A 26833-nucleotide genomic window follows, 5' to 3' on the forward strand; every position below is an offset into this window, starting at 1 on the left:
TAAGGCCTAAAATCATCATTGCGTGCGAAATCCTATTCAATTACGAAAAACTTCAGGATTTCTGATCGGGCTCGCAAAAATAATTTCACCCAATTTGCTCGCTATCACACTTTTTGCCCCCATCGGGTGCGGCGGCGCGCCAGCATGGTGCAACGCGGCAGCGACGCCACCCGATAAAGGAGCCGCGTTGACCGCGGTTCCTGCTTTGTACGCCAGCGACTACACTGTGATCCTGACCGCCCCTTCTCTTCTGCGCACAAGGAGCCACCATGCCCAAGAAAACCGTCGATCTCAGCCAGCCGCACGCCCAACACGACATCCGCGCGTTTCTCGACGCGCTGAATGCCGCCGGCGGTAAACCCATGGAGCAGATGAAGCCCAAAGAGGCGCGCAGGGTTTTGGAGGACGCGCAACGCAGCGTCGAGGTACCGCTGCGCGAGGTGGAAATCAGCGAGAAAACCATCCACGTTGAGGGCCAGGATATTCTGCTGCATCTGGTGCGACCGGCCAGGGTCAAGGAGGCGTTGCCGGTATTCATGTTCTTTCACGGCGGCGGCTGGGTGCTGGGCGATTTTCCCACCCATGAACGGCTGGTGCGCGATCTGGTTTACAGCTCCGGCGCGGCGGCGGTGTTCGTCAACTACCCCCGTTCCCCGGAAGCGCATTACCCACAGGCGATCAATCTGGCCTATGCCGCCACGGAATGGGTGGCCGAGTACGGCGAAAAAATCAACGTCGATGGGTCACGGCTGGCGGTGGTCGGCAACAGCGTCGGCGGCAATATGGCGGCGGTGGTCAGCCTGATGGCCAAAGAGAAAGGCATACCGGCGCTGCGTTGCCAGATCCTGCTGTGGCCCGTCACGCACGCCCATTTTGATACCGATTCCTATCATCAGTTCGCCGAAGGCCATTTCCTGACCCGCAACATGATGAAGTGGTTTTGGGACAGCTATGCGCCCGATAAGGCGCAGCGCAAAAACATCTACGCCTCGCCGCTCAACGCCACGTCGGAACAGCTGCGGGGCTTGCCGCCGGCGCTGGTGCAAACCGCCGAGCTGGACGTGTTGCGCGATGAAGGGGAAGCTTACGCGCGTCTGCTTGACGCCGCCGGCGTCGAGGTCACCGCCACCCGCTACAACGGCCTGATCCACGATTACGGCCTGTTGAATCCGCTCGCCCACGTCCCGGCGGTGCATTCGGCGATCCACCAGGCCGGGCGCGCGTTGAAGCACTATCTGTCCTGACGCTAGCCAACCACGTGGCAAGCCACCTGATGGCCGGGAGCCACACTGCGCAGATGCGGCGCCTGTTCACGGCATTGCGCCGTGGCCAGCGGGCAGCGGGGATGGAAACGGCAGCCGCGCGGCGGGTTGGCGGGGTTCGGCGGCTCGCCGCCGGCCGCCCACGCCGGCGAACGTTGCGCATCCAACGTCGGCACCGCCGCCAACAAGGCCTGCGTGTAGGGATGCAGCGGCTGGCGAAACAGCGAATCGCGGTCGGCGCTCTCGACGATCTGCCCCAGATACATCACCGCCACGTCCTGGCACAGATGCTCCACCACGCCGAGATCGTGCGAAATAAACAGCAGCGTCACCCCCTGCCGTTCCTGCAAATCGGAAAACAGATTGATGATCTGCGCCTGGATCGACACGTCGAGCGCCGATATCGGTTCATCGGCGACGATAAATTCCGGTTGCAGGATCAGCGCGCGCGCGATGCCGATGCGCTGCCGCTGGCCGCCGGAAAACTCATGTGGAAACCGCCCGTAATGCTGCGGCGACAGCCCGCAGATCGCCAGGGTATCGAGCACCCGTTCGCGCAGTTCCGCCTTGCTTGCCAGGCCGTGCTGCAACAGCGCTTCGCCGATGGCGTCGCCCACGCGCAGACGCGGGTTCAGCGAGCTGTACGGATCCTGAAACACCAGCTGCATTTTCGGCCGCAGGGCGCGCAGCGCGTCTTTGTTGAGGCTATCCAGCGCCTGCCCTTTGAACAGCACCTCGCCGGCGGTTTTATCGTGCAGGCCGAGCAGCGTGCGGCCGACGGTGGTTTTGCCGCTGCCGGACTCGCCCACCAGTCCGAAAACGCGGCCCTTGCGGATGCTGAAGCTGACGTCGTCCACCGCCTTCAGTTGGCCGGTGGTGCGCCCGAACAGCCCGTCGCGCAGCGGGAAATATTTCTTTAATCCTTTCACTTCCACCAAGGGTTCAGTCGACATGCGGGCGCCCTCCGGCGTTGAGGAAGCAGGCGGATTGGCGCTGCTGAGTCCCGTACAGCGGCGGAATGCCATCGCGGCAGCGCGCGGTGGCCTGCGCGCAGCGCTCGGCAAACGCGCAGTGTTCAGGCAGCCGCGCCAGATCCGGCACCTGGCCGGGAATGGAGTACAAACGGCGACGCCGCTGTCCCGGCACCGGCCGCGAGGCGATCAGCCCCTGAGTATAAGGGTGCCGCGGTTCGGCCAGCACTTCCCGCGTCGTGCCCTGCTCGACGACGCGCCCGGCGTACATCACCGCCAGCCGATCCGCCATTTGTGCGATCACCCCAAGATCGTGGGTGATCAAGATCATCGCCATATTGTGTCGCCGGCTCTGCTCGCGCAGCAACGCCAGGATTTGCGCCTGTACCGTGACGTCGAGCGCCGTGGTCGGTTCATCGGCGATCAGCAGCGCCGGCCGGCACCCTATCGCCATGGCGATCATCACGCGCTGCAGCATGCCGCCGGAAAGCTGGTGCGGGTAGCAGCGCATCAGCGCCTCCGCGCGCGCCAACCCCACCTCCTCCAGCCGTTGCACCGCCTGACGCCAGGCCGCTTTCGGCGACAGAAGTAAGTGCCTGATCAGCGGCTCCACCAGTTGTTCGCCGAGCGTCAGCACCGGATTAAGCGCGCTCATCGGCTCTTGAAAGATCATCGCCAGCCGGTTGCCGCGCAGATCCGCCATCTTGGATGCCCGCAGCGACAGCAGGTTTTGCCCTTCAAAGCGAATCTCACCGCCGTCTACCTGCGCCAGCGGCTGCGGCAACAGCCCCATCAGCGCCATGGCGGTCACGCTTTTGCCGCAGCCCGATTCGCCGACGATCCCCAGCGTTTGCCCGGCCTGCAGTTCCAGGCTGACCTGCTGCACCGCCCGCACCGGCCCCTGCTCGCCCTGAAACGACACCGACAGTCGGTCGAACGCCACCAGCGGTTGACTCATCGTTTTACCCCGCTCATTTTCGGATCGAGCGCGTCCCGCAGGCCGTCGCCCAAGATATTGATCGCCACCACGGTGACGAAGATCGCCAGCCCCGGCGGCATCCACAGCCAAGGGCGGCGCTGAAAGTCGATCAGGCTGTTGGCGGCGTCCATCATGTTGCCCCACGACGGCGTCGGCGGCACCACGCCCAGCCCAAGGTAGCTCAACGCCGACTCGCTGAGGATGGCGTTGGCCACCGCCATGGTGGCGACCACCACCAAAATCGGCACAGTATTAGGCAACAGATGGCCGAAGAGGCGCCGCCGGGTGGAGAGCCCCAGCACTTCGGTGGCCAACATGAAATCCCGCTCGCGCAGCGACAGGATCTGGCCGCGCACCAGCCGCGCCAGCGACGGCCAGCCCAGCAGGCTCAGCATGATCATCACCATGTAGATGCGGTAGTCCGGCGACACGTCGAGTTCGGTCAGCATCGCGCCCATGATGATCAACAGCGGCAGGCCGGGAATGGTCATCAGCAGATCGGCGAAGCGCATGATCAGCCGGTCCGCCACGCCGCCCAGATAACCGGAAAGCGCCCCCAGCACGTAGCCCAGCGTCACCGACAGCAGCATCGACACCAGGCCGATGGTCAGCGATATCCGCCCCGCCAGCAGCAGCCGGGTGCAGATATCGCGGCCGAGAAAGTCGGTGCCCAACCAGTGCGCGCCGCTGGGCGCCTGATTGATATTCAGCACATCGCCGGCATCGTCGCGCCACGGCGACAACGACGGCCCAATCAGGCACAGCAACGCCAACAGCACCAGCAACGCCAGCGAAATCATCGCCGGCCGGTGGCGGCGCAGCCGTCGCCAGGCCTGCGCCGCGGGCGGTGGCGACAGTTGCGCCAGCGCCGGCAGTTGCGCCTGGCGCCAGCGGCGACGGCGGCCGAAAAACAACGTAGCCAACATCGTGTTACCTCAAGCGAATGCGTGGATCGGCGTAGGCGTACAGAATGTCCGCCAGCAGATTGCCGAGAATGGTCAAGGCGGCCAGAAACAGCGTGAACCCCATCAATACCGGGTAATCACGCGCCGCCAGCGAATCGATATGGATATGTCCGGCGCCCGGCCAGTTGAAGATTTTTTCGGTGATCAGCGCGCCGGAGAACAATCCCGGCAGCTCGAACCCCAGCAGGGTGATGATCGGCAACAGCGCATTGCGCAGCGCGTGTTTGAGGATCACCGTTTTCTCCCTGAGCCCTTTGGCGCGCGCGGTGCGAATATAGTCCATGCGGATCACCTCCAGCATGCTGGCGCGGAAATAGCGCGTCAGGCTGCCGGCCTGCAGCATCACCAGCGCCAGCACCGGCAACAGCAGGTGCGCCGCCACCTCCAGCGCCCAGGCCAGCCCGCTCGCCTCGCTGCCGGTGCGCAGCATGCCGCCCGCCGGCAGCCAGTGCAGATCGACGGCGAACCATTTGATCAGCAACAGGCACAGGAAGAACGTCGGAAACGACATGGCGGCGAACACCGCCACGGTGATCAGATGATCGAACAGCGAATAGGGTTTCATCGCCGAGATCACCCCCACCGCCAGCGCGATGCCCCAATACAACACCATCGCCACCGCCGCCAGCAGGAACGAGTTCCAGATGTATTGGTTCAGCAACGTGCTGACAGGGATCTGGTACTGCAGTGAAAAGCCGAGGTCGCCCTGCAGCAGCCGGCCAAGCCAGTGCAGATAGCGGCTGAACAACGGCTGATCCAGCCCGTACAGCGCCCGCAGCTCGGCGGCGCGTTGCGCGGTCAGGTTGATGTTGCCGTCGATAAAGTCGCCGGGCGCCAGGGCGAAAATGCAAAAAATCAGCAAGGAAGCCAACAACAGCATCGGGATAGTCTGCAACAGACGGCGCAAGATAAAGTTTCTCATCGCGGGTTCCATCGCCGCCGCCCGGAATGGCGCGGCGGCGTCAGGGCGTTACGGCGCCGGTTTGACGTTCGGCAGGCTGCCGACCAATCCGTTGTAGATATCCGGTTTAAAGCCGGTGACGCGCGCGCTGCTGGCGCTCAAAATCTCGCGGTTACCGAGCAGGATCACCGGCGGATCGTCCGACAGCGCCTGATACAGCTGGTGGTACAGCGGCTTGCGCTGGGCGATATCCAGCGTGGCGTTGGCCCTGGCGATCAGCGCATCCACCTGCGGGTTGTGGTAGCCGGTCTCGCTCTCGCGGCTGATGAAATCGCGCACGCCGTCGTGCGGATCGTTCAGCGTGCTGGTGCTGAGGGACGCCAGGTCGTAATTGCCCGCCTTGCGCTGCGCCAGCAGCGCGTTGAAATCCAATACCTGCGGTTTCAGCACCACGCCGAGCCGGCGGTAGTTATCCTTGGCGATCGGCACCAGCGCGTCGTTGATCAGCTTTTTGGTCACCAGCAGCGTCAGCTCCAGCTTTTTACCGTCTTTCTGCCGGATACCGTCAGCGCCCACCTGCCAGCCAGCCTCTTCCAACAGCTTTTTGGCCTTATCGAGATCGTAAGCGTAAGGATTGATGCCGTTGGCGTCGTAAGCCCAGGAGATCGGCGAAATCGGCTGGTTGGCGACCTTGCCATACCCTTGGTACACCACGGCGATCAGTTTTTGCCGATCCAGGCCGTAAATCAGCGCCTGACGCACCCGCTTGTCCTGCAGGGCCGGGCGTCTGAGGTTGAAATCAACGCGGCTGTAATCGCTTGAGCTGTAAAGGTTGATATTGGCGAAGCCGAGCAGCTTGAGCTGTTCGATATCGTCCGGCTTGGCGGTAAAGGCGTCGTAGTCGGTCTCACCGGTCTGGAACAGCTGGAAGTTGGTGGCCGGGTTGGTGACGCGGTAGATAAAGCGCGCCATCGGCGGCGGGCCGAGGTAGAAGTTCGGATTGGCGTGGAAGCGGATCTCCTGCCCCGGCACGTACTTGTCGTAAATATAGGGGCCGTTGCCGAGCGGCTTGCCGTTCAAGGCGCGCACGCTGTCGAGCTTGCCGCGCTGATAGTCTTTGCCGTAGTAAGCCCGCGACAATACCGGCCCGCCAATCAGTTGCAACGTGGTCGCGCCCGGCTGGGTGGTGACGATCTGAATGGTGCGATCGTCGATCACCTTCAGCCCGCTGATGCCGGCGGCGGTACCGTTTTTATACTCGGCGCCGCCCTGGATGTGCGCCGGCGTGATATCGGTGTCGCCGTCATAGGCCGGATCGTGCAGCAGCGTCAGGGTAAAGGCGATATCGTCGGCTTTCAGCGGCGAGCCGTCGCTGTAGACCAGATTCGGCCGCAGCCTGATGGTATAGGTCAGATTATCGGGGCTGACCTGCCAGGATTCCGCCAGGCGCCCTTCCGGCTTGCCCTGGCTGTCCAGGCCGATCAGGCGGCTGAAGATCACGTCGGTCACGTTCTCGTCCCAGCCGTTGGTGAACAGATACGGGTTGAAAATCCCCTGCGGTTCCGAGATGCCCGCCACCACGGTGTCTTTGCGCAGCTTGGCGGCGGCCGGCACCCGGCTGACGTCGCTGGCCGGCGTGATGCCTTCGGCCAGCGTTTCCGCCTGCGCGCCGGCGCTCAATCCCAGCGCGCAGATCAACGCCAGCGGCGTCAACCGATAACGCAACAGTTTGTTTAGCTTGTTTTTTATTCTACTCACCCACTGCCCCTCGTCTACCCGTTGATAAAAATGTGACAAAATTTATCGCAGAGTAATGGGCGGCTGGAGGGCTGTCTAACAACGAAACCGGCATTCCATTGCCGAAAAAAGCATTATGAATTTTTCTGGGGCGAAGCGGCGGGAGAAATGCGATTCAGCCGGCCGCCGCCAGCCCCCGGATAAGTTTGGCTAAGGTTTTTATCGCCTCTTCAAAGCGGTCATTCCATTCAAAAGAGGCGTTGAGACGGAAGCAGTGGTTGAAATGGTCGCCGGTGGTGAACATGCGCCCCGGCGCGATGCTGATGCCCCGGGAAAGGGCCCGCCGGTACAGCTCCATCGACGACAGCGCCGGATCGAGCTCCAGCCACAGGAAGTAACCGCCGTCGGGCTGGCTGACCTTCACCGTCGGCGGGAAATGGTGGGCGATCGCCTGACGCATCGCGCTTTGGCGCTGGGCCAGCAGGCGGCGCAACCGCCGCAGGTGGGTGTCGTAGCCGCCATGCAGCAGATAATCCGCCAGCGCCATCTGGGTCGGCACGCTGGTGGAAACGGTGCTCATCAGCTGCAAACGCTGGATCTGCTGCGCATAACGCCCCGCCGCCACCCAGCCGACGCGAAAGCCCGGCGCCAGGCATTTGGAAAACGACGAACAATGCAGGATTTGGCCGCCGCTGTCGAGCGCCTTGGCCGGCAACGGCCGTTCGGCGCTGAAGTACAGCTCGCCGTAGACATCGTCTTCGATCAGCGAGATCTGCCGTTCGCGCAGCAGCGCCACCAGACGCTGTTTGTTGGCTTCTGGCAGGGTGGCGCCCTGCGGGTTCTGGAAGTGAGTCATCAGCCAGCAGGCTTTGATCGGATACTGTTCCACCGCCTGCTGCAGCGCGTCCAGATCGATGCCGTCCTGCGGATGGGTGGCGATCGCCACCGCCTTCAACCGCAGCCGTTCCAGCGCCTGCAACGCGCCGTAAAACGCCGGCGACTCGATCGCCACATAGTCGCCCGGTTGGGTCACCGCCTGCAGGCTGAGGCTGAGCGACTCCATCGCCCCGGCGGTGATGACGATTTCGTCCGGCGCAACCTGCATGCCGCTCAGCGCATAACGTTGGGCAATGTGCCGCCGCAGCGCGTCGTTGCCCGGCGGCAGGTTGGCCAGCGAACTGTGCGGCGTGAACTTGCGCGCTACGCTGCTCAGCGCCCGCGCCAGCTTCGGCTGGGCGAACAGCGTGGCGTCGGGAAACGCCGAACCGAAAGGCACGATGTTCGGATCCTTGCTGGCCTGCAGCACGTCAAAAATAAAGGCGTTGATGTCCACCTGCTCGCTCAGCAACAGTTTCTCGCCGCGCGAAGGCTGAGGCAGCGGCTGCGGACGCGCCGCCACGTAGTAACCCGACTGCGGCCGGGCGACGATCCACCCCTGGCTCTCCAGCAGTTGGTAAGACTGCACCACCGTCATCAGGCTTAATCCGGCGCGTTTGCCGCTCTCGCGCAGCGAAGGCAGCTTGTCGCCCGCCCGCCACACCCGGTTCTGGATCTGTTCTCTAATCTGCTGCGCAAGCTGCTCGTATCGGGTCATAACCATTAACTGTTATATGAAAAAGTAAAATAACTGTCACTATTATAGTCACTGTACTTCGTGATTAACTTAACGCCAAGCTTTTCACATAAAAATGACAGCTATACTCAAGAGGTTAATTTATGTTCAACCCTAGGAGGCGCCATGCTGGGTCTTGATGCACTGGAACTCGCCAGAATACAGTTCGCCTTCACCGTGTCTTTCCATATCATCTTCCCCGCCATCACCATCGGTTTAGCCAGCTATCTGGCGGTGCTGGAAGGATTATGGTTGAAAACGCACAATGAAGCCTACCGTGAGCTTTACCATTTCTGGTCAAAGATTTTCGCCGTTAACTTCGGCATGGGCGTGGTGTCCGGGCTGGTGATGGCCTATCAGTTCGGCACCAACTGGAGCTTCTTCTCCGAGTTTGCCGGCAGCATTACCGGGCCGCTGCTGACTTATGAAGTGCTGACCGCCTTCTTCCTCGAAGCCGGTTTCCTCGGCGTGATGTTGTTCGGCTGGAACCGCGTCGGCCCAGGGCTGCACTTCTTCGCCACCTGCATGGTCGCGCTCGGCACACTGATCTCCACCTTCTGGATCCTGGCCTCCAACAGCTGGATGCAGACGCCGCAGGGGCATGAAATCATCAATGGCCAGGTGGTGCCGGTCGACTGGCTGAAGGTGATCTTCAACCCGTCCTTCCCGTACCGCCTGTTACACATGTCCACCGCCGCCTTCCTCTCCTCGGCGTTCTTCGTCGGCGCCTCTGCCGCCTGGCATCTGCTGCGCGGCCGCGACACCCCGGCGATGCGCAAAATGCTGTCGATGGCGATGTGGATGGCGCTGATCGTCGCGCCGGTGCAGGCGATGATCGGCGATGCGCACGGCTTGAATACGCTGAAACATCAGCCGGCGAAGATCGCCGCCATCGAAGGCCACTGGGAAAACCCGCCGGGCGAAGCCACGCCGCTGATCCTGGTCGGTTGGCCGGACATGCAGCGTGAAGAGACCCGCTTCAAGCTGGAGGTGCCCTACCTCGGCAGCCTGATCCTGACGCACAGCCTGACCGAGCAGGTGCCGGCGCTCAAATCCTTCCCGCCGGAAGATCGCCCCAACTCCACCGTGGTGTTCTGGTCGTTCCGCATCATGGTCGGGCTGGGCATGCTGATGATTCTGGCCGGGGTGTGGAGCCTGTGGCTGCGCTGGCGCGGCGGGCTGTATCAGTCGCGTCCGTTCCTGTACTTCATTCTGTGGATGGGCCCTTCCGGACTGCTGGCGCTGCTGGCGGGCTGGTTCACCACCGAGATAGGCCGCCAGCCGTGGGTGGTGTATGGCCTGCTGCGCACCAAGGATGCGGTCTCCGCGCACGGCGATCTGCACATGAGCATCAGCCTGCTGGCGTTCATTATCGTCTACTGCTCGGTGTTCGGCGTGGGGTATTCCTACATGATGCGCCTGATCCGCAAAGGGCCGCAGCCGCATGAACACCAAGAAGACAATACCGAGGGCCGCCCGGCGCGTCCGCTGTCCGCGGTCAACGACACTCTGGACGACAGGAGCTGAACATGGGTATCGATCTTCCGCTGATTTGGTTTGTCATCATCGTGTTCAGCACCATGATGTACGTGGTGATGGACGGTTTCGACCTGGGCATCGGCATCCTGTTTCCGTGGGTGAAAGAGAGCGGCGACCGCGATCTGATGATGAACACCGTCGCCCCGGTGTGGGACGGCAATGAGACCTGGCTGGTGCTGGGCGGCGCGGCGCTGTTCGGCGCCTTCCCGCTGGCCTATTCGGTGATCCTCGACGCGCTGGCGATCCCGCTGACGTTGATGCTGATCGGGCTGATTTTCCGCGGCGTGGCCTTCGAGTTTCGCTTCAAAGCAACGCCGGAGAAGCGACATATCTGGGACAAGGCGTTTATCTGGGGCTCACTGTTCGCCACCTTCAGCCAGGGTGTGGTGGTGGGCGCCGTGATCAACGGCTTCCCGGTCGAAGGCCGCACCTACGCCGGCGGCGCGCTGGACTGGCTGACACCGTTCGCGCTGTTCTGCGGGCTGGGGCTGGTGGTGACCTACGCCCTGCTCGGTTGCACCTGGCTGGTGATGAAAACCGCCGGTGATCTGCAAGCGCGCATGTATCACCTGGCGACGCCGCTGCTGGCGATCCTGTTGCTGGTGCTGGCTGCGGTCAGTGTCTGGACGCCGATCGCCCATCCGGAAATCGCCGCCCGCTGGTTTACGCTGCCTAACCTGTTCTGGCTGCTGCCGGTGCCGCTGCTGGTGCTGCTCAGCGCCTGGGGCATTCACCGCGGGGTGAAACGCGGCGCGCACTACTCGCCGTTCATGCTGACGCTGCTGCTGGTGTTCCTCGGCCTGAGCGGGCTTGGCATCAGCATCTGGCCGCACCTGATCCCGCCGGCCATCAGCCTGTGGGACGCCGCCGCGCCGCCGCAGAGCCTCGGCTTTATGCTGGTGGGCGCGCTGTTCATCATCCCGATCATTCTGGTCTACACCTTCTGGAGCTACTACGTGTTCCGCGGCAAGATCAGCCATGAACACGGCTATCACTGAGGAGGGAGGACGCTATGCAAGATAAAACGGCGGCAGCCGCTCCGGCGCCCTGGTGGAAACGCATCGGTTGGCTGGTGATCATCTGGAGCGCCAGCGTGCTGGGGCTGTTCGTGGTCGCCTCGCTGTTCCGCCTGCTGATGACCGCGGCGGGCATGAAGTCGCATTGACGCGGCGCCTTATCTGGCCGCGCTGTTGGGAAAGTAAAAAGAGACCACCAGCGTGACCAGCGGCAAGGCGCCGATCTTCACCAGTTCGAAAACTTGTCCGAGCGCTTCGTTTTTCTCCCAATACGCGTGGGCGGCGAATACGCCCACGCTGACCGCGAATATCCCGCACAGCACCTGGCGCGCCAGGCGCAGCCGCTCCATTTCGTCGAAGACCAAGACCTGCTCCAGATAAACCTGGCTGGCCTCATCGCGCAGATTACGGCTTTCGATGTTCATGGGAAGATCTCCACGACCCGCCCCACCGCTTCAAGCTGTTCACCATTCTCCCGTACAATGCCAAGAGAAGTACCATCCTGTTTCATCCAGTACTTATCGGCAATGGTAATCAGTGCAAACGCCATTTTGATGACCTCGGTTTTTTCCATCCCGTGACGCCGGGCGATATCGTTCAGATCATCATCAATTTTGTTCGATAACCGAATCGGCAAGCTGCGCATACTCCACCTCCTGTGGCCGTTGATTTACAGGGGGAAAGTCTACTGGAAGGGCAAATATCGTTCAATTAGTGAACTGCGTAACGCCTCGCACAATCCGCATGCAACGCTATTACGGCTTGCGCCCCATCGCGCTGAGGAAACGTTGCTGCAGGCGCAGCAGCTCCTCCAGTTCCAGCAGGCGGTAGTCGATGCCGAAACGCGGCGCCACCTCGCCGATGATGCGGCTCAGCGCCGGGTAATGGCGGTGGCTCCAGTGCGGGAACAGATGATGCGTCAAATGCAGGTTCGCCCCGCCGAGCCAGTATCCCAGCCAGCGCGGCCGGGTCAGCCAGTCGAAGGTGGTGGCAAACACGTGGTGATACCAGCCGTGCGGCATCGCCCCCTGCGCCGGCGCCTGATAAAAATTGGCTTTGGCCCAGTGGGTGCCGATGATCAACATCACGAACAGCAATGAAGAAAGCATCTGGCTCAGCAAGTAGACCAGCAGGATTTGCCCGATGCCGATGGCCGGCGGCAGCAGCCAGCACGGGATCGCCAGCGCCAGCAGCAGGTGCGCCGCCTTGCCCGCCAGAAATCCGCACCAGCCGCGCGCGCCCTGCTGCGCCATGCGCGCCGCCACGCGGGTGCGGCCCGCTCGGTCCAGCCAATCGAACAGCCAGATGTAGTACGGGAACGTCAGCGCCGCCACCAGCGGCCAATAGTAACGCTGGGCGCGCATAAAGGGCCGCCAGCGCTGGAACGGCGTTTGCCGCAGCACGCCGTTGGCATCGATGTCGGGATCGTAATGTTCGATATTGTTATGGGCATGATGGAACAGCACGTGGCGCACGCGCCAGCAGTCGGGGTCCAGTCCCAGCGGCACACTCACCAGGGCGTTCAGCCAACGGTTGGCCCAGGGCCGACGGAAAAACGCGTTGTGCGAGGCGTCGTGCACCACGTTCACCGTCAGGAACATGCCGATAAAGATAAAGCCGAAATAGCAGGCGAAAAACGCCCAGCCGTTTTGCTGCTGCAGGCTCAGCCCATAACACAGGCCGCACAGCGCCAACAACAGCGCCACCTTCGCCAGCATGCCCCCGTCGGCGAAACGGTGATCGCCGTTGGCCGCCAGATAGTGCTGGGCGGCCTGCATCAGCGCGCGGTGCAACCCGCTGTCGTCGCGCCGATAGGCTAACGGACGCAGCGGTTTCATGGCTGCCCCATCCGGCGCAAGAAGCGCTGTTGTTGCGCCAGCAGTTCGCGATAGCCGATGCAGCGGTATGCCATGCCGTGCCGCTGCGCGATCTCCGCCACCGCGGCGGCCAGCGCCGGATAGTGGCGGTGATTCCAGCCGGGAAACAGGTGATGGGTCAGGTGATAGTTCAGCCCGCCGGTCAGGTGCTCCAGCCAGCGCGGTTCGGGCTGCCAGTCGCAGGCGGTGGCGAAATTGTGCCGGTACCAGCCTTGCGGCATGCTGTCGCCCGTCGGCGCCGGGTAAAACTCGGCCTGCGCCCAGTGGGTGCCCAGCAGCAGGAACACCACCAGCAGCGAGGCAAACATCTGGCTGAGCGCGTAAGCCAACAGCACCCAGCCCCAGCCGATGCCGTGCAGGTGGCCCACGATCAGCGGCACCACCAGCACCAGCGCCAGATGCGCGAGCTTGCACAGCACGAACAGCGCCCAACCGCCGCGCCCCGCCAGCACGCGTTTTTCCCGCAGCGGCGTTTTATCGAGCCGATCGGACCAATCGAAAATCCAGGCGATATAGGGCAAGGAAAGCGCGGCGATCAGCGGCCAGTACAGATGCTGATAGCGCATATGGGGCCGCCAGCGCTGGAACGGCGTCTGGCGGAAAAACCCGTTCTCTTCGGTATCCAGATCGTAGTGTTCGACGTTGGCGTAAACGTGGTGGTAATCCACATGCCGCGTGCGCCAGTAGTCCGGATCGACGCCCAGCGGCAGCGTCACCACCCGTCCCACCAGACGATTGGCCCAGGGCGCACGCAGGAAGGCGTTATGCGAAGCATCGTGGTTGACGTTGACGTTGAGCAACATGCCCATGGTCACGAACAGGAAATAGCAGAAGAAAAACGCCCAGGGCTGATGCTGCATCAGGCTGAGCGCGTAAAACCCGGCGCACAGCGCCAACAACAGCGCGGCCTTGACCAGCCGCGCGGCATCGGCATAGCGATGATCGCCCGCCAGGCAGGCGTGCGCCGCGCGCTTGAGATCGCGATGAAACGCCTGCTCGCCATCGGCGGGAAAACGCAGCGGCGGCAATGACTCAGCCATGCGGTTCCTCCACGGCGGCCGATGCGGCCCCCCGTCCCCAGCCCAGCGCGACGCACAGAGCATGCAACGCCACGGCGGCCATGGCGATATGCCAATAGCGCTGCGGCCAGCCAAGATAGCCGATAAACAGCAGCGGCATGCCCAACGCGACCAGCAACCAGACGGCGCTCGCCCAAGATCGCCCTTCCGTCATGCCGCCCAGCGCCACCGAGCCCAACGCCAGCAGCACCAGCAGCGCCATTTGCGGCCAGCTGATGTCGCCGTAGCCGTAACCGTATTGGTAGACGTAACCGACCACCAGCGAGAACAGCAGCATGGCGCCGCTGAATACGCTGAGCGCCGAACGGCGGTCGCGTGGCCGGCCCGGCGCCGGGCGCCATGCCATACGGAAATAGCGCAGGAACGGCAGATTGCTCGCCCAGAACGGGTTGGCGGATGGCCTGTCGCCGCTGACGCCATAGCTGAACGGCGTGGTCGGCAACGCCGGGCAGAAGGTGCCGAACAGCTTGTCCCAGAAGATAAAGCTGCCGCCGAAGTTCTTATTGGAATACGCCATATCCTTGACGTGGTGCACCCGGTGGTGCGCCGGCGTGACCAGAATTTTTTCCAGCACGCCAAGCTTCGGCGTCAGCGCGTTGTGATTGAACAGCTGAATGCTGTAGTGAAAAATCGAGACCGCGACGAACACCGGCAATGGCACGCCCGCCAGCGCCAGCAGCAAAAAGAACGGGATGGACGTCAGTGACGAATACCAAGAGTTGCGCACCCCCAGCGACAGATTGAAATGCTCGCCCTGATGGTGCACCACATGCACCGCCCACAGCAGGCGGAAACGATGATGCAGACGGTGCAGCCAGTAAAAACCGAAGTCCCACGCCAGCAAAGCAAACAGCCACATCAACAGCGGCGGCCAGGCGTCCAGCAGCCCCAGGCTGAAATGCGCGGCCACGTAGCCGTAGCAGGTGATCTCCAGCCCGCGGAACAGCCACAGCATGATATGGCCGGAGTTCAGGTTGAACACCAGATCGTGCCAGTTGACCGGCTCGCGACGCCCCCACTGCAGCGCCACCGCCTCGGCCACCACGATGAACAGCATGAACACTATCGGCAATGCCAGATCGCTCATCCCACTTCTCCTTTAACCGCGCGCCGGCGCAGGGTGTTCATGCGCAGGGCCAGCCAGCCGGCGAACAGCGCCAGCAGCGCGCCGCCGGCCAAATCGACAAACAAATGCCGGCGCAGTTGCAGAATCGAGAACGCGATCGCCACGCCCCACAGCATCCACAGCGCCGTGCGCACTTTGCGCTCGCCGTCGCTCAGCGCCCACACCGCCAGCACCGTCAGCGCCATATGCAGCGAAGGCAGGCAGTTCTGCGGCGAGTCCACCTGGGTTAACGCCGCCAGCAGTTGCGCGCTGATCCCGACGCCATCGTTCTGCGGATAAGCCATGGTGGTCGGCCACAGCAGATAAACCGCCCCGGCGCCCAGCGCGGTGAGCTGCATCGCCCGCGTCAGCCATGTGACCCGCTGCAGCGGCGCCAGCAGATAACCCGCCGGAACGATGAGGAAGAAAGAGAGATAGAGCCAGATGGCCGAGGGGCTGAACGGGATCGCCCGGTCAAGCGCCGACGGCGGCAGCAAGGTTCCCGCTCCCTGCAAGCGATCGGTCAGGCTATACACCACCCCGACCGTGCCCCAGCCGAGCAACATGTGCCCTAGTCTGAACAGCGTATTTTTCATGTTTCCTCCGCCTGGCGAACGATGCGCCGCCGCTTGCGATCGAACTGCGGCAGTACCGTCTGCGCCGTCAGCCGCCATTCGAGGCGCTCGGTGGCGATGCCCTGGCGAGCGAACAGCGCGATCAGCTGCGCCTGACAATGCGCCAACGCCGCCGGGCTGCAATCGGCAATCAATTCCAACCGCCGTTCGCCGCGCTGGATCAGGCGGTAATCGCTGGTCAGCGGCAGCGCATTGGCGATCGTTCGGCTGCAGGCATCGGCGAACACCGCCTGCGGTTGCCGCTGCGCATCGGGCAGCATCAGCTGATCGTCGCGCCGCCCCTCGATACGGGCGATCGCCCGCGTCGGTTGCCCGCACGGGCAGGGTTCCTTGCGCAGCACCAGTACATCGTCCAGCCGATAACGCACGATCGGCTGCGTGCTGCGGGTAAAGTCGGTGATCAACGGCGTAAAGCGCCGTTCGTCGATCCACTGCGGTTCGATATGCAAAAACTCTTCGTTCAGATGCAGCGTACCGTGCGCGCAGGTCGCGGCAAGAAATCCTTCGGTGGCCTGATACACTTCGCCGACCGCCGGAAATACCTGCAGCAGCAGGCGGCGGTCCTGCTCTTCCAACACCTCGGCCACCGAGATCGCTTTTTTGACCGGCAATTTCACCTGCCCGGCCAGCACCGCCAGCGCCAAGGCGCGCAGCACCTGCGCCGGGGCCACGATGATGCTGGGCGCCTGCCGTTCCAATGCGGGCAAATGCTCGCTGAACGGCGCAAGCAGATCGTAAAACGCCAGGCTCAGCCAACGGTTGTTCACGCTGTGATAGAGATTATTGTCCGCCCGCAGAAACAGCGCAACGCGCTCGCCGGCCAACAGCCCGTCCGGCAGCATCTTCGCCAGCATGCCGCCGGCCCACACCTGCTGCTCGCGCGGGCTGACGACAAACACGCCGCGCTGCCCGGAGGTGCCGGACGATAATCCGACGCTGTAGCGCCCGATCTTCGGTGTGAAATCGCGATCCGCCTCGCTGCGCTGCGCGCAGGCCAGCACCGCATCGCGCTGCAGCCCGGCGGTGTTCATCCGGTCGAACTGCGCCATCATCAGCGCCTTGTCCATCTGCGGCCATTCGGCGAACGGCCGGCGGCTGAAACGCTGAAAATAGGGGCTCTTGCTCAGCACCCGGCGGGCAAAGCTCTCAAGCTGCCGGGCCTGATGCGCCTCCAGCGCTGCACGATCGCCAAAGCGCAGGCGCCTGGCGCGGAAATAGTGCCAAAGGGTCATGAAAGGGATCACAGATCCCCCTCGTGGCACAGCAAAATGTTGACCTGCCCGCCCGCCCACAGCTGGTTAAGCCGCTCCAGCGTGCGGGTGTACGCCGCCGCATCGTCCATCACCAGATTGGCCAGGCGCGAAGGCCCGCGCAGCGTTTGGTAACTCTGCGGCGACCAGGCCGCGTCGCTGGCCAGCAGCGTCCAGCCGGCGTCGGTGAGAATAAAGGCGCCGATATGGCCGGCCGCATGCCCCGGCAGCGGCACCAGCACGATCTGCCCTTCACTGCCCGGCAGCGCGTAACCGCGATCGAACGGCGCCAACAGCGCGGGCAACGCCACCGAGGGAAAAGCCTCCATAAACTGCAGACGGCTCTCGAAATCCGCCGGGATCAGGCCGGGAATAAAGGCGCGCTTCAGCGCCGCGAAACCGCGCAATCCACGGGTTTGCCGCCAGCCTTCGCCGGAGCAAATAAAGTCGAGTTGGCTAAAATCCTGCAGCCCGGCGATATGGTCCGCGTGAAAATGCGAGACGATCAGCGCCTGAATATCGCCCTCGGCGTAACCGGCTTCGCGCAGTTGATGCGCCAACGACTCGGCGGGATCGAAATAGACCGGCGTCATGCGGCGATAAAGGCTGAACACCCCCGACTGCGTGTGCTGCTGAAAATAACGCGCGTAGCCGGTATCCCACAGCCAGCGGCGCTCCCCCACCTCCAGCAGATAGGCGCGCGCCGGGAATTTGCATACCCGGAACCCGGCGCCGCGCAGCGCCATGCAGCCGATATGCGTGCAATAGCCCACTTCAAAAACGGTGACCTTAGCCATGCTGTCCGCCTTCTTGCCGCCGCAGCCACTCGCCGGTCAGACGAATGCCCTGTTCCATCGAATAACGCGGCCGATAGCCCAATTCTTCGATCGCACGGGTCTGGTTCAGCGTCATGTCAAAATGCACCGCCGCCACGCTGTAGCGCGTCAGCAGCGGTTCCTTGCCGCTCAGCGTCGCCCACAGCTCCATGCCGCCGGCCAGCGTATGCAGCAGCGGATAGGGCACGGCCTGCAGCCGGTAACTCAGCCCCAGCTCCTGACGCAGCAGCGCATCCAGCATCTCCGCCAGCCGCTGCGGTTGGTGGTTGGTGATGTTGTACACGGCGCCGGACGGCAATCCGCGCTGCCGACTGGCCAGATCCATCGCGTGCACCACGTTGGGGGCAAAGGTCAGATCCAGCAGCGCTTGTCCGCCGCCGGGCAATCGCAATACGCCGCGATCGCGTTCGAGCTGCTGCAACAGCCGCGGCACGATCACCCGATCGTGCGGGCCAAACAGGCCGCGTGGCCGCAGCATAATGTAGGTGGTTTGCGGATAGATCTTCGCCTGCGCCAACAGGCGTTGTTCGGCGGCGTGCTTGCTGGCGGCATAGTGATTGGCGAAGCGCCGGGCGCGGTAACCCTCGTCAAGATCGTAATGCGGCTGAAAATCGAAGTAGATTGCCGGCGTGGAGATATGCACGAAGCGCCGCACGCCGCAGCGCCCCGCCGCCTCCGCCAGCTTCTCCGTCGCCGCGGCGTTGATGCGGTGAAACTCCGCTTTGCCGCCCCAGGGGGAAGACTTGGCCGCGCAGTGCCACACCCACTCGCAGTCGGTCACCAGCTGCCGGCACTGCTGCGGCGTCGCCTGCGCCAGATCGAGCGCGCAAAACTCGGCGCCCAGCTGACGCAACGCTTCGCCGGCCCGTTCATCGCGGCCGGTGGCGCGCACCTGATGTCCGGCCTCCAGCAGCCACTGCGCCGCGTTGCGCCCCAGCCCGCTGGTCGCCCCGGTGACCAGCACCCTCATGGCAGCAACACCATGCCGGCCAACGCCAGCCCCGCGGCGGTGCCGATCAGCATCACCGGCTGGCCGGGGTTGAAGCGCCCGGTGGTCACGGCGGCATGCAGCGCCGTCGGGATGGACGCCGCCACCTGGTTGCCGTGGTGGCGGTAGATATCTACCAGCGCCTCGCTCGAAACGTGCAGCCGCTTGCGCATGTGTTCGAGCGACAAATGGCTGGCCTGGTGTGGCACCACGGTGGCGATCTGCGCCAGGGTCAAGCCGCTGGCGCTCAGCAGCCGATCGAGGTAGCCCTCAATCAGCGCCGACGCCTGACGGAACAGCGGCTTGCCCTGCATATGAAACAGGAAGTCTTGCTCGCACATGCCGGCGCGCGGGTTGCGGCGCGTGCCGCCGGCGCGGATCTCACAAAGTTCGCTGCCGGCGGGGTAGGTTTCCACCAGGCTGGCGAGGATGCCGCTGGCGCCGTCGCCGCGCTCTACGATGGCGCAGGCGGCGCCGTCGCCGAAGATAAGCGACGACTCTTCATGCTGCCAGTCGATGCCGCGTGAAGCGAGATCCGCTGAGACGATGGCGATACGCCGATACGTTCCAGCGTTCAGCAGCCCCGCCGCCACCTGCAGCGCAGAGATAAAGCTGACGCAGCTGCTGTTGATGTCGAAGCCGGGCGTGCCCGCCGCCAGCCCCGCCACCTTGAGAATATGCGCGGCGGTGCACGGCAATGCCTGCACCGAAATCGCCGAGGCGGAGATCAGCAGATCGATCGAGTCTGCCGGAATGACGCGGCGAGCCAGCGCATCTTGCAGCGCAGCGGCAGCGAGCTCGGCCTGGCTGGCGTCGTCGGCGGCGTGATAGCGATAAACGATGCCCGAGCGTTTTTCAACGTAACCGGCCGGTTTCCCCAGGCGAGCGTCGAGCGTAGAGGAGGCCACGCGGTTGGGCGGCAATGCGGCCCCGGTGGCGATGATTTTCAGAGGCAACAGCTCGGGTGAGCGACATTGTGTGGTCATTATTGTTATTGATTAACCTGACTATCCATAAAGCGATTCTCCCGCACGGCACGAAGGCCACGCGGATCATCCCCGGTTTTTATGTCCCAAAAAGCCTTTCATCAAGGCGGTATCTCTTGTTATCGGCTACCACGGGCCGACGTCCGTCGGCGGAAGCATAAGCGTAACATGACTGAGATAATTAGTTTACGACAAGGCGGCGAGAATGGGCAGACGGCGGGGGAATTATCGGAATAGCGCCGCCGCTGGCGATCGGCGGCGGCGGGGTCAGGCTCAGCGGCGGTTGCGCACCAGTTGATAACGGCGGGTCAGGTACTCTACCGGCGCGCTCCAGATATGCACCAGGCGGCAGAACGGGAACAGCACGAACAGCGTCATGCCCAGCACCATGTGCAGTTTGAAGATAATCGCCACCCCTGCCAGGTGCGCAGAGGCGCCGGCGTGGAAGGTCACTACCGCCTGCGCCCAGGCCACCAGCTTCATCATTTCGCTGCCGTCCATATGCTGGGCGGAGAACGGAATGGTCAGCAGCCCCAGACACACCTGCACCACCAACAACGTCAGGATCATGATGTCGGCGAAGCTGCTGGTGGCGCGTACCCGCGGGTTGGTCAACCGGCGCTTCAGCAACAGCGCGCCGCCGATCAGCGTCATCAGGCCGCAGGCGCCGCCGGCGATCATCGCCAGCTTCTGCTTCACGTCGATCGGCAGGAAGGCCTCATACATCCAGTGCGGCGTCAGCATGCCGAGGAAGTGGCCCGCGAAGATGCCGATAATGCCGATGTGGAACAGGTTGGACGCCAGCCGCATGCCCTTTTTATCCAGCATCTGGCTGGAGCCGGCGCGCCAGCTGTACTGCCCGTAGTCGTAACGCAGCCAGCTGCCGATCAGGAACACCGCGCCGGCCAGATAAGGGTAGATATCGAAGAAGAACTGATTCAAAAATTGCATGATTAGCGTCCTTTGGTTCCGGTTAACGCATCCGTCAGGTCCAGATACTGTGGCGCTACCGCGCCGGCGAAGCGCCGCTGGTGCGCCGTCTGCTGGGCGGAGGCGCAGCCTTGTTCGCCGAGAAACTTGATCTGCTCCTCTTCCCACACCGCATCCAGCGCCTGCGGCGTATCGTCGCGCGCCTCTTGCGCCACCTGCGTCTCCAGCGCCTGGGCCTGCACCTCGCTGCCGGACAGCGCCAGCAGCAGATCAAACAGCACCGCGTACGGGCTTTCGCGCTGCTGCAGACGCGCGCCCAGCAGCGCCAGGATCGGCGCGATGTCCCGCAGCCCTTCCCGCGCCTGCGCCGCGCTGCGGCTGGCCAAATACTCCAGGTACAGCGGCAGGAAGTCCGGCAGCTCACGGCTGTCGATCTCCAGCCCGGCGGCGCGGTACTGCGCCATCAGGTCAACCATCGCCTGGCCGCGATCGCGCGACTCGCCGTGCACATGCTCAAACAGCAGCAGCGAGGTGGCGCGGCCGCGATCGAACAGTTCGCAATAGTCAGCCTGCGCGTCCAGCAACGGGCGCGCGCACAGGCGGCGGATAAACAGAATCAGCTGCGCGCTGTGGTGCAGATCCAGCTCGCTGGCCGGCTCCAGCGCTTCGATCAGCGCCTGCTGATGGTCAAACAGCGCCTGCTCCGGGTAATCCAGCAGGCGGGCGATCACTTTCAGGCTGATCATGAGGCATCCTCCGGCCGCGCGGTTTTCGCGGTCACGTCGATGGCATCGATACGGCGGCTGTTGAACAGATTGAACTTGCCGTCGCTGCCGTGGCAGCCGTCGCCGAAGCTGAAGCCGCACCCCTTGCTTTCCGGGAAGGCTTCGCGCGCCAGCTCGCGGTGGCTCGACGGCACCACGAAGCGATCTTCATAGTTGGCGATCGCCAGGTAGCGATACATCTCCTGCGCCTGCGCTTCACTCAGACCAACCTGCTCCAGCGCGCTGGTGTCCACCACGCCGTCGACGGTTTCCGCCCGCTTGTAGTGGCGCATCGCCAGCATGCGTTTCAGCGCCAGCAGCACCGGCTCGGTATCGCCGGCGGTCAACAGGTTCGCCAGATACTGCACCGGGATGCGCAGGCTCTCGACGTCCGGCAATACGCCGCTGTGCGCCAGCTCGCCGGCGTCGGCGGCCGATTGAATCGGTGACAACGGCGGCACGTACCACACCATCGGCAACGTGCGGTATTCCGGGTGCAGCGGCAGCGCCAGCTTCCAGTCCATCGCCATTTTGTACACCGGCGACTGCTGAGCGGCTTCAATGACGCCCTGCGGCACGCCGTCCGCCAGCGCCTGAGCAATCACCTTCGGATCATGCGGATCGAGGAAAATATCGAGCTGACTCTGGTACAGATCCTTGTCGTTCTCCACCGCCGCCGCCTGCTCGATGCGATCGGCGTCGTACAGCAGCACGCCGAGGTAGCGGATGCGGCCCACGCAGGTCTCCGAACAGACCGTCGGCTGGCCGGCTTCGATGCGCGGGTAGCAGAAGATGCACTTCTCGGACTTGCCGCTCTTCCAGTTGAAGTAGATTTTCTTGTACGGGCAGCCGGTCAGGCACATGCGCCAGCCGCGGCACTTGTCCTGGTCGATAAGCACGATGCCGTCTTCGCCGCGCTTGTAGATCGCCCCGCTCGGGCAGGTGGCGACGCAGGCCGGGTTGAGGCAGTGCTCGCACAGGCGCGGCAGATACATCATGAAGGTGTTTTCGAACTGGCCGTACATCGCCTTCTGCAGGTTGTCGAAGTTCTTGTCCTGCGAACGTTTTTTGAACTCCCCGCCGAGGATCTCTTCCCAGTTCGGGCCGCTTTCGATCTTGTTCATGCGCTGCCCGGTGATCAGCGAGCGCGGGCGCGCCACCGGCTGGTGCTTGCCCTGTTTGGCGGAGTGCAGATGCTGGTAGTCGTAATCGAACGGCTCGTAGTAGTCGTCCAGCGCCGGCACATCCGGGTTGGCGAAGATTTTCGCCAGCACGCCGACGCGGCTGCCCATGCGCGGTTCCAGCTTGCCGTTGATTTTGCGGATCCAACCGCCCTTCCATTTTTCCTGATCTTCCCAGGCGTGCGGATACCCGACGCCCGGCTTGCTTTCCACGTTATTGAACCAGGCGTACTCCATACCCTCGCGGCTGGTCCATACGTTTTTGCAGGTGACCGAACAGGTGTGGCAACCGATGCACTTGTCCAGATTCAGCACCATGCCGACTTGCGAACGAATTTTCATTTGCTGTTCTCCTGCTGACTGCCCTGCGCGTAGTCGTTGCCTTCGTCGTCCAACCAATCAATGCGGTTCATCTTGCGCACCACCACGAACTCGTCGCGGTTGGAACCGACGGTGCCGTAGTAGTTGAAGCCGTAGGCCAACTGCGCATAGCCGCCGATCATGTGGGTCGGCTTCGGACAGGCGCGGGTCACCGAGTTGTGGATGCCGCCGCGTTGGCGAGTGATCTCCGAGCCCGGCAGATTCACGATGCGCTCCTGTGCGTGGTACATCATGGTCATGCCGGCCGGGATACGCTGGCTCACCACCGCGCGCGCCGTCAGCGCGCCGTTGGCGTTGAAGGCCTCGATCCAGTCGTTGTCCGCAATGCCCAGATCGTTGGCGTCGTCTTCGCTCAGCCAGACGATCGGCCCGCCGCGCGACAGCGTCAGCATCAGCAGGTTGTCGCTGTAGGTGGAGTGAATGCCCCACTTCTGGTGCGGCGTCAGGAAGTTCAGCGCCTTCTCCTTGTTGCCGTTCGGCTTGCTGTTCAGCAGCGGCTGCGCGGCGCGGGTGTCGATCGGCGGCCGGTATACCAGCAGGCTTTCACCGAAGGCGCGCATCCACTCATGGTCCTGATACAGCTGCTGACGGCCGCTGAGGGTGCGCCACGGGATCAGCTCGTGCACGTTGGTGTAGCAGGCGTTATAGGAAACGTGTTCGTCCTCCAGACCGGACCAGGTCGGGCTGGAGATGATTTTGCGCGGCTGCGCCTGAATGTCGCGGAAGCGAATTTTCTCGTCTTCCTTGTTCAGCGCCAGGTGCCGATGATCGCGGCCGGTGACGTTGCTCAGGGCTTCCCAGGCTTTCACCGCCACCTGGCCGTTGGTTTCCGGCGCCAGCGACAGGATCACTTCCGCCGCGTCTATCGCGCTCTCGATCTTCGGCCGCCCCACCGCCGGGCCGTCGGCCTTGACGTAGTTAAGCTGCTTGAGGAAGTCGACCTCGGTTTGGGTGTTCCAACTGATGCCCTTGCCGCCGTTGCCCAGTTTGTCCAGCAGCGGCCCCAGTGAGGTAAAGCGCTCGTAGGTGGCCGGGTAATCACGCTCCACCGCGATGATGTGCGGCGCGGTTTTACCGGGGATCAGATCGCATTCGCCCCTCTTCCAGTCCTGTACGCCGTAAGGCTGCGCCAGCTCGGCGGCGGAGTCGTGCTGGATAGGCAGGGTCACCACGTCGGTTTCCTGGCCCAGATGGCCGACGCACACCTCGGAGAAGGCCTTGGCGATGCCCTTGTAGATTTCCCAGTCGCTCTTCGAATCCCAGGCCGGATCGACCGCCGCCGACAGCGGATGAATGAACGGGTGCATGTCGGAGGTGTTCATGTCGTCTTTTTCGTACCAGGTGGCGGTCGGCAGCACCACGTCGGAGTACAGGCAGGTGCTCGACATGCGGAAATCGAGCGTCACCACCAGATCCAGCTTGCCTTCGCCGCCCTGCTCGCGCCATTCCACTTCCTGCGGCATCACGCCGCCCTGCTGGCCGAGATCTTTCCCCTGGATGCCATTTTCGGTGCCCAACAGGTATTTGAGCATGTACTCATGGCCCTTGCCGGAGGAGCCCAGCAGGTTGGATCGCCAGACGAACAGGTTACGCGGGAAGTTCTGCGGATTGTCCGGCTGCTCGGCGGCGAAGCCCAGCGAGCCGTTCTTCAGGCTGTCGACGGTAAATTCGACCGGCGATTGGCCGGCCGCGCGTGCCTGCTCCGCCAGGCGCAGCGGGTTAGCGCCCAGCTGCGGTGCCGACGGCAGCCAGCCCATGCGTTCGGCGCGCACGTTAAAGTCGATTAGGCTGCCGCCGAAGCGCGATTTGTCCGCCAGCGGCGACAGCAGCTCGTCGGTGCCGACGGTTTCATAGCGCCATTGACTGGAATGGTTATAGAAGAACGAGGTGCTGTTCATGTGGCGCGGCGGGCGCTGCCAGTCGAGGCCGAACGCCAGCGGCAGCCAGCCGGTTTGCGGCCGCAGTTTTTCCTGGCCGACGTAGTGCGCCCAGCCGCCGCCGCTCTGGCCGACGCAACCGCAGAAGATCAGCATGTTGATCAGGCCGCGGTAGGTCATGTCCATGTGATACCAGTGGTTGACGCCGGCGCCGACGATGATCATCGAACGGCCGTGGGTCTTCTCGGCGTTTTCCGCGAACTCGCGGGCAATGCGGATGATGTTGTGGCGCGACACGCCGGTGATCTGCTCGGCCCAGGCCGGGCTGTAAGCCTTGACCTCGTCATAGTCGGCGGCGCAGTTGGCGTCGCCCAACCCGCGCTCCAGGCCGTAATTGGCCAGCGTCAGATCGTACACGCTGGTCACCAGCGCTTCGCTGCCGTCCGCCAGCCGCAGGCGTTTCACCGGCAGCTTGTGCAGCAGGATCTCGTCCAGCGCCACGCTGTTGAAATGCTCGCTGTCGGCGCCGCCGAAGTACGGGAAACCCACCTCGGCGACGTCGTCATGCATGCCCAACAGGCTGAGCTGCAGCTCGACTTCCTGTTGCGATTTGCCTTCGCGCTGTTCCAGGTTCCACTTGCCCTTCTCGCCCCAGCGGAAGCCGATGGAACCCTGCGGCGCCACCAGATCGCCGCTGCGGCTGTCGATAGCGACAGTTTTCCACTCGGGGTTGTTTTCCTGGCCCAATCCGTCCACCAGATCGGCGGCGCGCAGCAGGCGGCCGGCGGCGTAGTGGCCGCCTTCACGCGGCTCCAGCAGCACCAGCATCGGCATGTCGGTATAGCGGCGCACGTAGTCGCGGAAGTAGCCGACTTCGCGATCGAGATGGAACTCTTTCAGCATTACGTGGCCCATCGCCAGCGCCATCGCGCTGTCGGTGCCCTGCTTCGGATTCAGCCAGTGGTCGCACAGCTTGGCGACTTCGGCATAGTCCGGCGTCACCGCCACGGTTTTGGTGCCCTTGTAGCGCACTTCGGTAAAGAAGTGGGCGTCCGGGGTGCGCGTCTGCGGCACGTTGGAGCCCCAGGCGATAATGTAGGAGGAGTTGTACCAGTCGGCGGATTCCGGCACGTCGGTCTGCTCGCCCCAGGTCATCGGCGAGGCCGGCGGCAGATCGCAATACCAGTCGTAGAAGCTCAGGCAGGCGCCGCCGATCAGCGACAGGTAGCGGGCGCCGGCGGCGTAGGACACCATCGACATCGCCGGGATCGGCGAGAAGCCGATAATGCGGTCTGGGCCGAAGGTTTTGGCGGTATAGACGTTGGCGGCGGCGATCAGTTCATTGACCTCTTGCCAGCTGGAACGGACGAAACCGCCGCGGCCGCGCGCCACCTTGTAGCTTTTGGCTTTTTCCGCATCGCCGACGATAGAGCCCCAGGCCGCGACCGGATCGCTGTGCTGCGCTTTCGCTTCGCGCCACAGTTTGAGCAGACGCTTGCGCATCAGCGGGTATTTCAGCCGGTTGGCGCTGTACAGGTACCAGGAGTAACTGGCGCCGCGCGGGCAGCCGCGCGGTTCATGGTTGGGCAGATCGGGACGGGTGCGCGGATAGTCGGTTTGCTGGGTTTCCCAGGTCACCAGACCATTCTTCACGTAGATTTTCCAACTGCAGGAACCGGTGCAGTTCACGCCGTGGGTGGAACGCACCACTTTGTCGTGCTGCCAACGGCTGCGGTAGCCGTCTTCCCAGTCGCGGTTAGTGTTCAAGGTCTGGCCGTGCTCGCCAGAAAAAGGCTCCGCCAACTGCTTGAAATAGCGGAAACGGTCTAAAAATTTGCTCATCCGGAATGCTCCTGAAGGCTCTTGTCGTTATAAGAAGACATGCTCAATCTGCCGCCAGCCTACTGACGGCCAACCGGCGGCAAATTGATTGCGATCAAGAGAAAGCGGGAGGCGACGCGC

At 63.3% G+C, this 26833-nt stretch carries 24 protein-coding genes; 4 read left to right on the top strand and 20 right to left on the bottom strand.

The window, feature by feature from the left end:
* Positions 1-269 precede the first annotated feature (269 nt).
* A complete protein-coding gene (locus J0F90_RS14335) occupies positions 270-1244 on the top strand; it encodes an alpha/beta hydrolase (RefSeq protein WP_016927382.1) in 975 nt (324 codons plus the stop codon).
* 2 nt (positions 1245-1246) lie between these two features.
* On the opposite strand, the gene J0F90_RS14340 is transcribed toward J0F90_RS14335, so the two are convergent.
* The 6 genes from J0F90_RS14340 to J0F90_RS14365 all read right to left on the bottom strand — a co-directional run bounded on the left by J0F90_RS14340 (position 1247) and on the right by J0F90_RS14365 (position 8409).
* A complete protein-coding gene (locus tag J0F90_RS14340; protein WP_016927381.1) occupies positions 1247-2215 on the bottom strand; it encodes an ABC transporter ATP-binding protein in 969 nt (322 codons plus the stop codon).
* A complete protein-coding gene (locus J0F90_RS14345; protein WP_033640070.1) occupies positions 2205-3191 on the bottom strand; it encodes an ABC transporter ATP-binding protein in 987 nt (328 codons plus the stop codon). The genes J0F90_RS14340 and J0F90_RS14345 overlap by 11 nt, the downstream gene beginning before the upstream one ends.
* Complete coding sequence (gene opp4C / locus J0F90_RS14350) at positions 3188-4138, bottom strand: oligopeptide ABC transporter permease (protein ID WP_016927379.1); 951 nt, start codon at positions 4136-4138, stop codon at positions 3188-3190. Before opp4C ends, J0F90_RS14345 begins: the two co-directional genes overlap by 4 nt.
* Before the next feature lie 4 nt (positions 4139-4142).
* Positions 4143-5099, bottom strand: coding sequence for an ABC transporter permease (locus J0F90_RS14355; RefSeq protein WP_004934604.1), 957 nt, complete (start codon positions 5097-5099; stop codon positions 4143-4145).
* A gap of 48 nt (positions 5100-5147) precedes the next feature.
* On the bottom strand, positions 5148-6803 hold the full coding sequence (locus J0F90_RS14360) for an ABC transporter substrate-binding protein (RefSeq protein WP_042705455.1): 1656 nt from the start codon (positions 6801-6803) through the stop codon (positions 5148-5150).
* 187 nt (positions 6804-6990) lie between these two features.
* Positions 6991-8409, bottom strand: coding sequence for an aminotransferase-like domain-containing protein (locus tag J0F90_RS14365; RefSeq protein ID WP_033640068.1), 1419 nt, complete (start codon positions 8407-8409; stop codon positions 6991-6993).
* A 144-nt stretch (positions 8410-8553) separates the two neighbouring features.
* Between J0F90_RS14365 and J0F90_RS14370 the strand changes: the two genes are divergently transcribed.
* Genes J0F90_RS14370 through J0F90_RS14380 form a run of 3 tightly spaced genes read left to right on the top strand, consistent with a single transcriptional unit; the run spans position 8554 to position 11131 of the window.
* Positions 8554-9954 (top strand): cytochrome ubiquinol oxidase subunit I, encoded by a 1401-nt coding sequence (locus J0F90_RS14370; RefSeq protein WP_016927376.1) that lies wholly within the window; start codon positions 8554-8556, stop codon positions 9952-9954.
* 2 nt (positions 9955-9956) lie between these two features.
* Positions 9957-10964, top strand: coding sequence for a cytochrome d ubiquinol oxidase subunit II (gene cydB / locus J0F90_RS14375; RefSeq protein ID WP_016927375.1), 1008 nt, complete (start codon positions 9957-9959; stop codon positions 10962-10964).
* Between the two features lie 14 nt (positions 10965-10978).
* Positions 10979-11131 carry a DUF2474 domain-containing protein gene (locus tag J0F90_RS14380; RefSeq protein WP_004934619.1) on the top strand — a complete coding sequence of 51 codons (153 nt, stop codon included), beginning with the start codon at positions 10979-10981 and terminating at the stop codon, positions 11129-11131.
* 9 nt (positions 11132-11140) lie between these two features.
* Here J0F90_RS14380 and J0F90_RS14385 read toward each other — a convergent pair whose 3' ends face one another.
* From J0F90_RS14385 to J0F90_RS14450, 14 genes are all read right to left on the bottom strand, one after another.
* On the bottom strand, positions 11141-11407 hold the full coding sequence (locus J0F90_RS14385; RefSeq protein WP_033640067.1) for a hypothetical protein: 267 nt from the start codon (positions 11405-11407) through the stop codon (positions 11141-11143).
* Complete coding sequence (locus J0F90_RS14390; RefSeq protein WP_033640066.1) at positions 11404-11628, bottom strand: hypothetical protein; 225 nt, start codon at positions 11626-11628, stop codon at positions 11404-11406. The genes J0F90_RS14385 and J0F90_RS14390 overlap by 4 nt, the downstream gene beginning before the upstream one ends.
* Before the next feature lie 109 nt (positions 11629-11737).
* On the bottom strand, positions 11738-12820 hold the full coding sequence (locus tag J0F90_RS14395; protein WP_033640065.1) for an acyl-CoA desaturase: 1083 nt from the start codon (positions 12818-12820) through the stop codon (positions 11738-11740).
* Positions 12817-13899 (bottom strand): fatty acid desaturase family protein, encoded by a 1083-nt coding sequence (locus J0F90_RS14400; RefSeq protein WP_033640064.1) that lies wholly within the window; start codon positions 13897-13899, stop codon positions 12817-12819. Before J0F90_RS14400 ends, J0F90_RS14395 begins: the two co-directional genes overlap by 4 nt.
* Positions 13892-15025 (bottom strand): sterol desaturase family protein, encoded by a 1134-nt coding sequence (locus tag J0F90_RS14405; RefSeq protein ID WP_033640063.1) that lies wholly within the window; start codon positions 15023-15025, stop codon positions 13892-13894. The genes J0F90_RS14400 and J0F90_RS14405 overlap by 8 nt, the downstream gene beginning before the upstream one ends.
* Positions 15022-15639 carry a phosphatase PAP2 family protein gene (locus J0F90_RS14410; protein WP_033640062.1) on the bottom strand — a complete coding sequence of 206 codons (618 nt, stop codon included), beginning with the start codon at positions 15637-15639 and terminating at the stop codon, positions 15022-15024. Before J0F90_RS14410 ends, J0F90_RS14405 begins: the two co-directional genes overlap by 4 nt.
* Positions 15636-16922, bottom strand: a complete 1287-nt coding sequence (locus J0F90_RS14415) for a F390 synthetase-related protein (protein ID WP_033640061.1) — start codon at positions 16920-16922, stop codon at positions 15636-15638. Before J0F90_RS14415 ends, J0F90_RS14410 begins: the two co-directional genes overlap by 4 nt.
* Entirely contained in the window at positions 16919-17725 is an 807-nt protein-coding gene (locus J0F90_RS14420; protein ID WP_016927366.1) for an MBL fold metallo-hydrolase, read from the bottom strand. Before J0F90_RS14420 ends, J0F90_RS14415 begins: the two co-directional genes overlap by 4 nt.
* Positions 17718-18734, bottom strand: coding sequence for an NAD-dependent epimerase/dehydratase family protein (locus tag J0F90_RS14425; protein ID WP_033640060.1), 1017 nt, complete (start codon positions 18732-18734; stop codon positions 17718-17720). The genes J0F90_RS14420 and J0F90_RS14425 overlap by 8 nt, the downstream gene beginning before the upstream one ends.
* Positions 18731-19738: a 3-oxoacyl-[acyl-carrier-protein] synthase III C-terminal domain-containing protein gene (locus J0F90_RS14430; RefSeq protein ID WP_033640059.1), complete on the bottom strand. Its 1008-nt coding sequence runs from the start codon at positions 19736-19738 to the stop codon at positions 18731-18733. Before J0F90_RS14430 ends, J0F90_RS14425 begins: the two co-directional genes overlap by 4 nt.
* Before the next feature lie 273 nt (positions 19739-20011).
* Complete coding sequence (gene narI / locus J0F90_RS14435) at positions 20012-20689, bottom strand: respiratory nitrate reductase subunit gamma (protein ID WP_033640058.1); 678 nt, start codon at positions 20687-20689, stop codon at positions 20012-20014.
* A gap of 2 nt (positions 20690-20691) precedes the next feature.
* Positions 20692-21414: a nitrate reductase molybdenum cofactor assembly chaperone gene (gene narJ / locus J0F90_RS14440; protein WP_016927362.1), complete on the bottom strand. Its 723-nt coding sequence runs from the start codon at positions 21412-21414 to the stop codon at positions 20692-20694.
* The gene (narH, locus tag J0F90_RS14445) at positions 21411-22955 is read right to left on the bottom strand and encodes a nitrate reductase subunit beta (protein ID WP_033640057.1); all 1545 of its coding nucleotides are present in this window, start codon (positions 22953-22955) and stop codon (positions 21411-21413) included. Before narH ends, narJ begins: the two co-directional genes overlap by 4 nt.
* On the bottom strand, positions 22952-26713 hold the full coding sequence (locus tag J0F90_RS14450; protein WP_033640056.1) for a nitrate reductase subunit alpha: 3762 nt from the start codon (positions 26711-26713) through the stop codon (positions 22952-22954). The genes narH and J0F90_RS14450 overlap by 4 nt, the downstream gene beginning before the upstream one ends.
* Positions 26714-26833 lie beyond the last annotated feature (120 nt).

The sequence above is a fragment of the Serratia marcescens subsp. marcescens ATCC 13880 genome, from assembly GCF_017299535.1.
GTDB classification, from domain to species: Bacteria; Pseudomonadota; Gammaproteobacteria; order Enterobacterales; family Enterobacteriaceae; genus Serratia; species Serratia marcescens.

Bases quoted from the DNA above. Each gene is read 5' to 3' on its own strand.
- J0F90_RS14335 (WP_016927382.1), top strand. From the start codon at position 270: ATGCCCAAGAAAACCGTCGATCTCAGCCAGCCGCACGCCCAACACGAC.
- J0F90_RS14450 (WP_033640056.1), bottom strand. From the start codon at position 26,713: ATGAGCAAATTTTTAGACCGTTTCCGCTATTTCAAGCAGTTGGCGGAG.
- J0F90_RS14340 (WP_016927381.1), bottom strand. From the start codon at position 2,215: ATGTCGACTGAACCCTTGGTGGAAGTGAAAGGATTAAAGAAATATTTC.
- J0F90_RS14400 (WP_033640064.1), bottom strand. From the start codon at position 13,899: ATGGCTGAGTCATTGCCGCCGCTGCGTTTTCCCGCCGATGGCGAGCAG.
- J0F90_RS14365 (WP_033640068.1), bottom strand. From the start codon at position 8,409: ATGACCCGATACGAGCAGCTTGCGCAGCAGATTAGAGAACAGATCCAG.
- J0F90_RS14430 (WP_033640059.1), bottom strand. From the start codon at position 19,738: ATGACCACACAATGTCGCTCACCCGAGCTGTTGCCTCTGAAAATCATC.
- J0F90_RS14345 (WP_033640070.1), bottom strand. From the start codon at position 3,191: ATGAGTCAACCGCTGGTGGCGTTCGACCGACTGTCGGTGTCGTTTCAG.
- opp4C (WP_016927379.1), bottom strand. From the start codon at position 4,138: ATGTTGGCTACGTTGTTTTTCGGCCGCCGTCGCCGCTGGCGCCAGGCG.
- narH (WP_033640057.1), bottom strand. From the start codon at position 22,955: ATGAAAATTCGTTCGCAAGTCGGCATGGTGCTGAATCTGGACAAGTGC.
- J0F90_RS14385 (WP_033640067.1), bottom strand. From the start codon at position 11,407: ATGAACATCGAAAGCCGTAATCTGCGCGATGAGGCCAGCCAGGTTTAT.
- J0F90_RS14420 (WP_016927366.1), bottom strand. From the start codon at position 17,725: ATGGCTAAGGTCACCGTTTTTGAAGTGGGCTATTGCACGCATATCGGC.
- cydB (WP_016927375.1), top strand. From the start codon at position 9,957: ATGGGTATCGATCTTCCGCTGATTTGGTTTGTCATCATCGTGTTCAGC.
- J0F90_RS14425 (WP_033640060.1), bottom strand. From the start codon at position 18,734: ATGAGGGTGCTGGTCACCGGGGCGACCAGCGGGCTGGGGCGCAACGCG.
- J0F90_RS14410 (WP_033640062.1), bottom strand. From the start codon at position 15,639: ATGAAAAATACGCTGTTCAGACTAGGGCACATGTTGCTCGGCTGGGGC.
- narI (WP_033640058.1), bottom strand. From the start codon at position 20,689: ATGCAATTTTTGAATCAGTTCTTCTTCGATATCTACCCTTATCTGGCC.
- J0F90_RS14355 (WP_004934604.1), bottom strand. From the start codon at position 5,099: ATGAGAAACTTTATCTTGCGCCGTCTGTTGCAGACTATCCCGATGCTG.
- J0F90_RS14380 (WP_004934619.1), top strand. From the start codon at position 10,979: ATGCAAGATAAAACGGCGGCAGCCGCTCCGGCGCCCTGGTGGAAACGC.
- J0F90_RS14395 (WP_033640065.1), bottom strand. From the start codon at position 12,820: ATGAAACCGCTGCGTCCGTTAGCCTATCGGCGCGACGACAGCGGGTTG.
- J0F90_RS14390 (WP_033640066.1), bottom strand. From the start codon at position 11,628: ATGCGCAGCTTGCCGATTCGGTTATCGAACAAAATTGATGATGATCTG.
- narJ (WP_016927362.1), bottom strand. From the start codon at position 21,414: ATGATCAGCCTGAAAGTGATCGCCCGCCTGCTGGATTACCCGGAGCAG.
- J0F90_RS14405 (WP_033640063.1), bottom strand. From the start codon at position 15,025: ATGAGCGATCTGGCATTGCCGATAGTGTTCATGCTGTTCATCGTGGTG.
- J0F90_RS14370 (WP_016927376.1), top strand. From the start codon at position 8,554: ATGCTGGGTCTTGATGCACTGGAACTCGCCAGAATACAGTTCGCCTTC.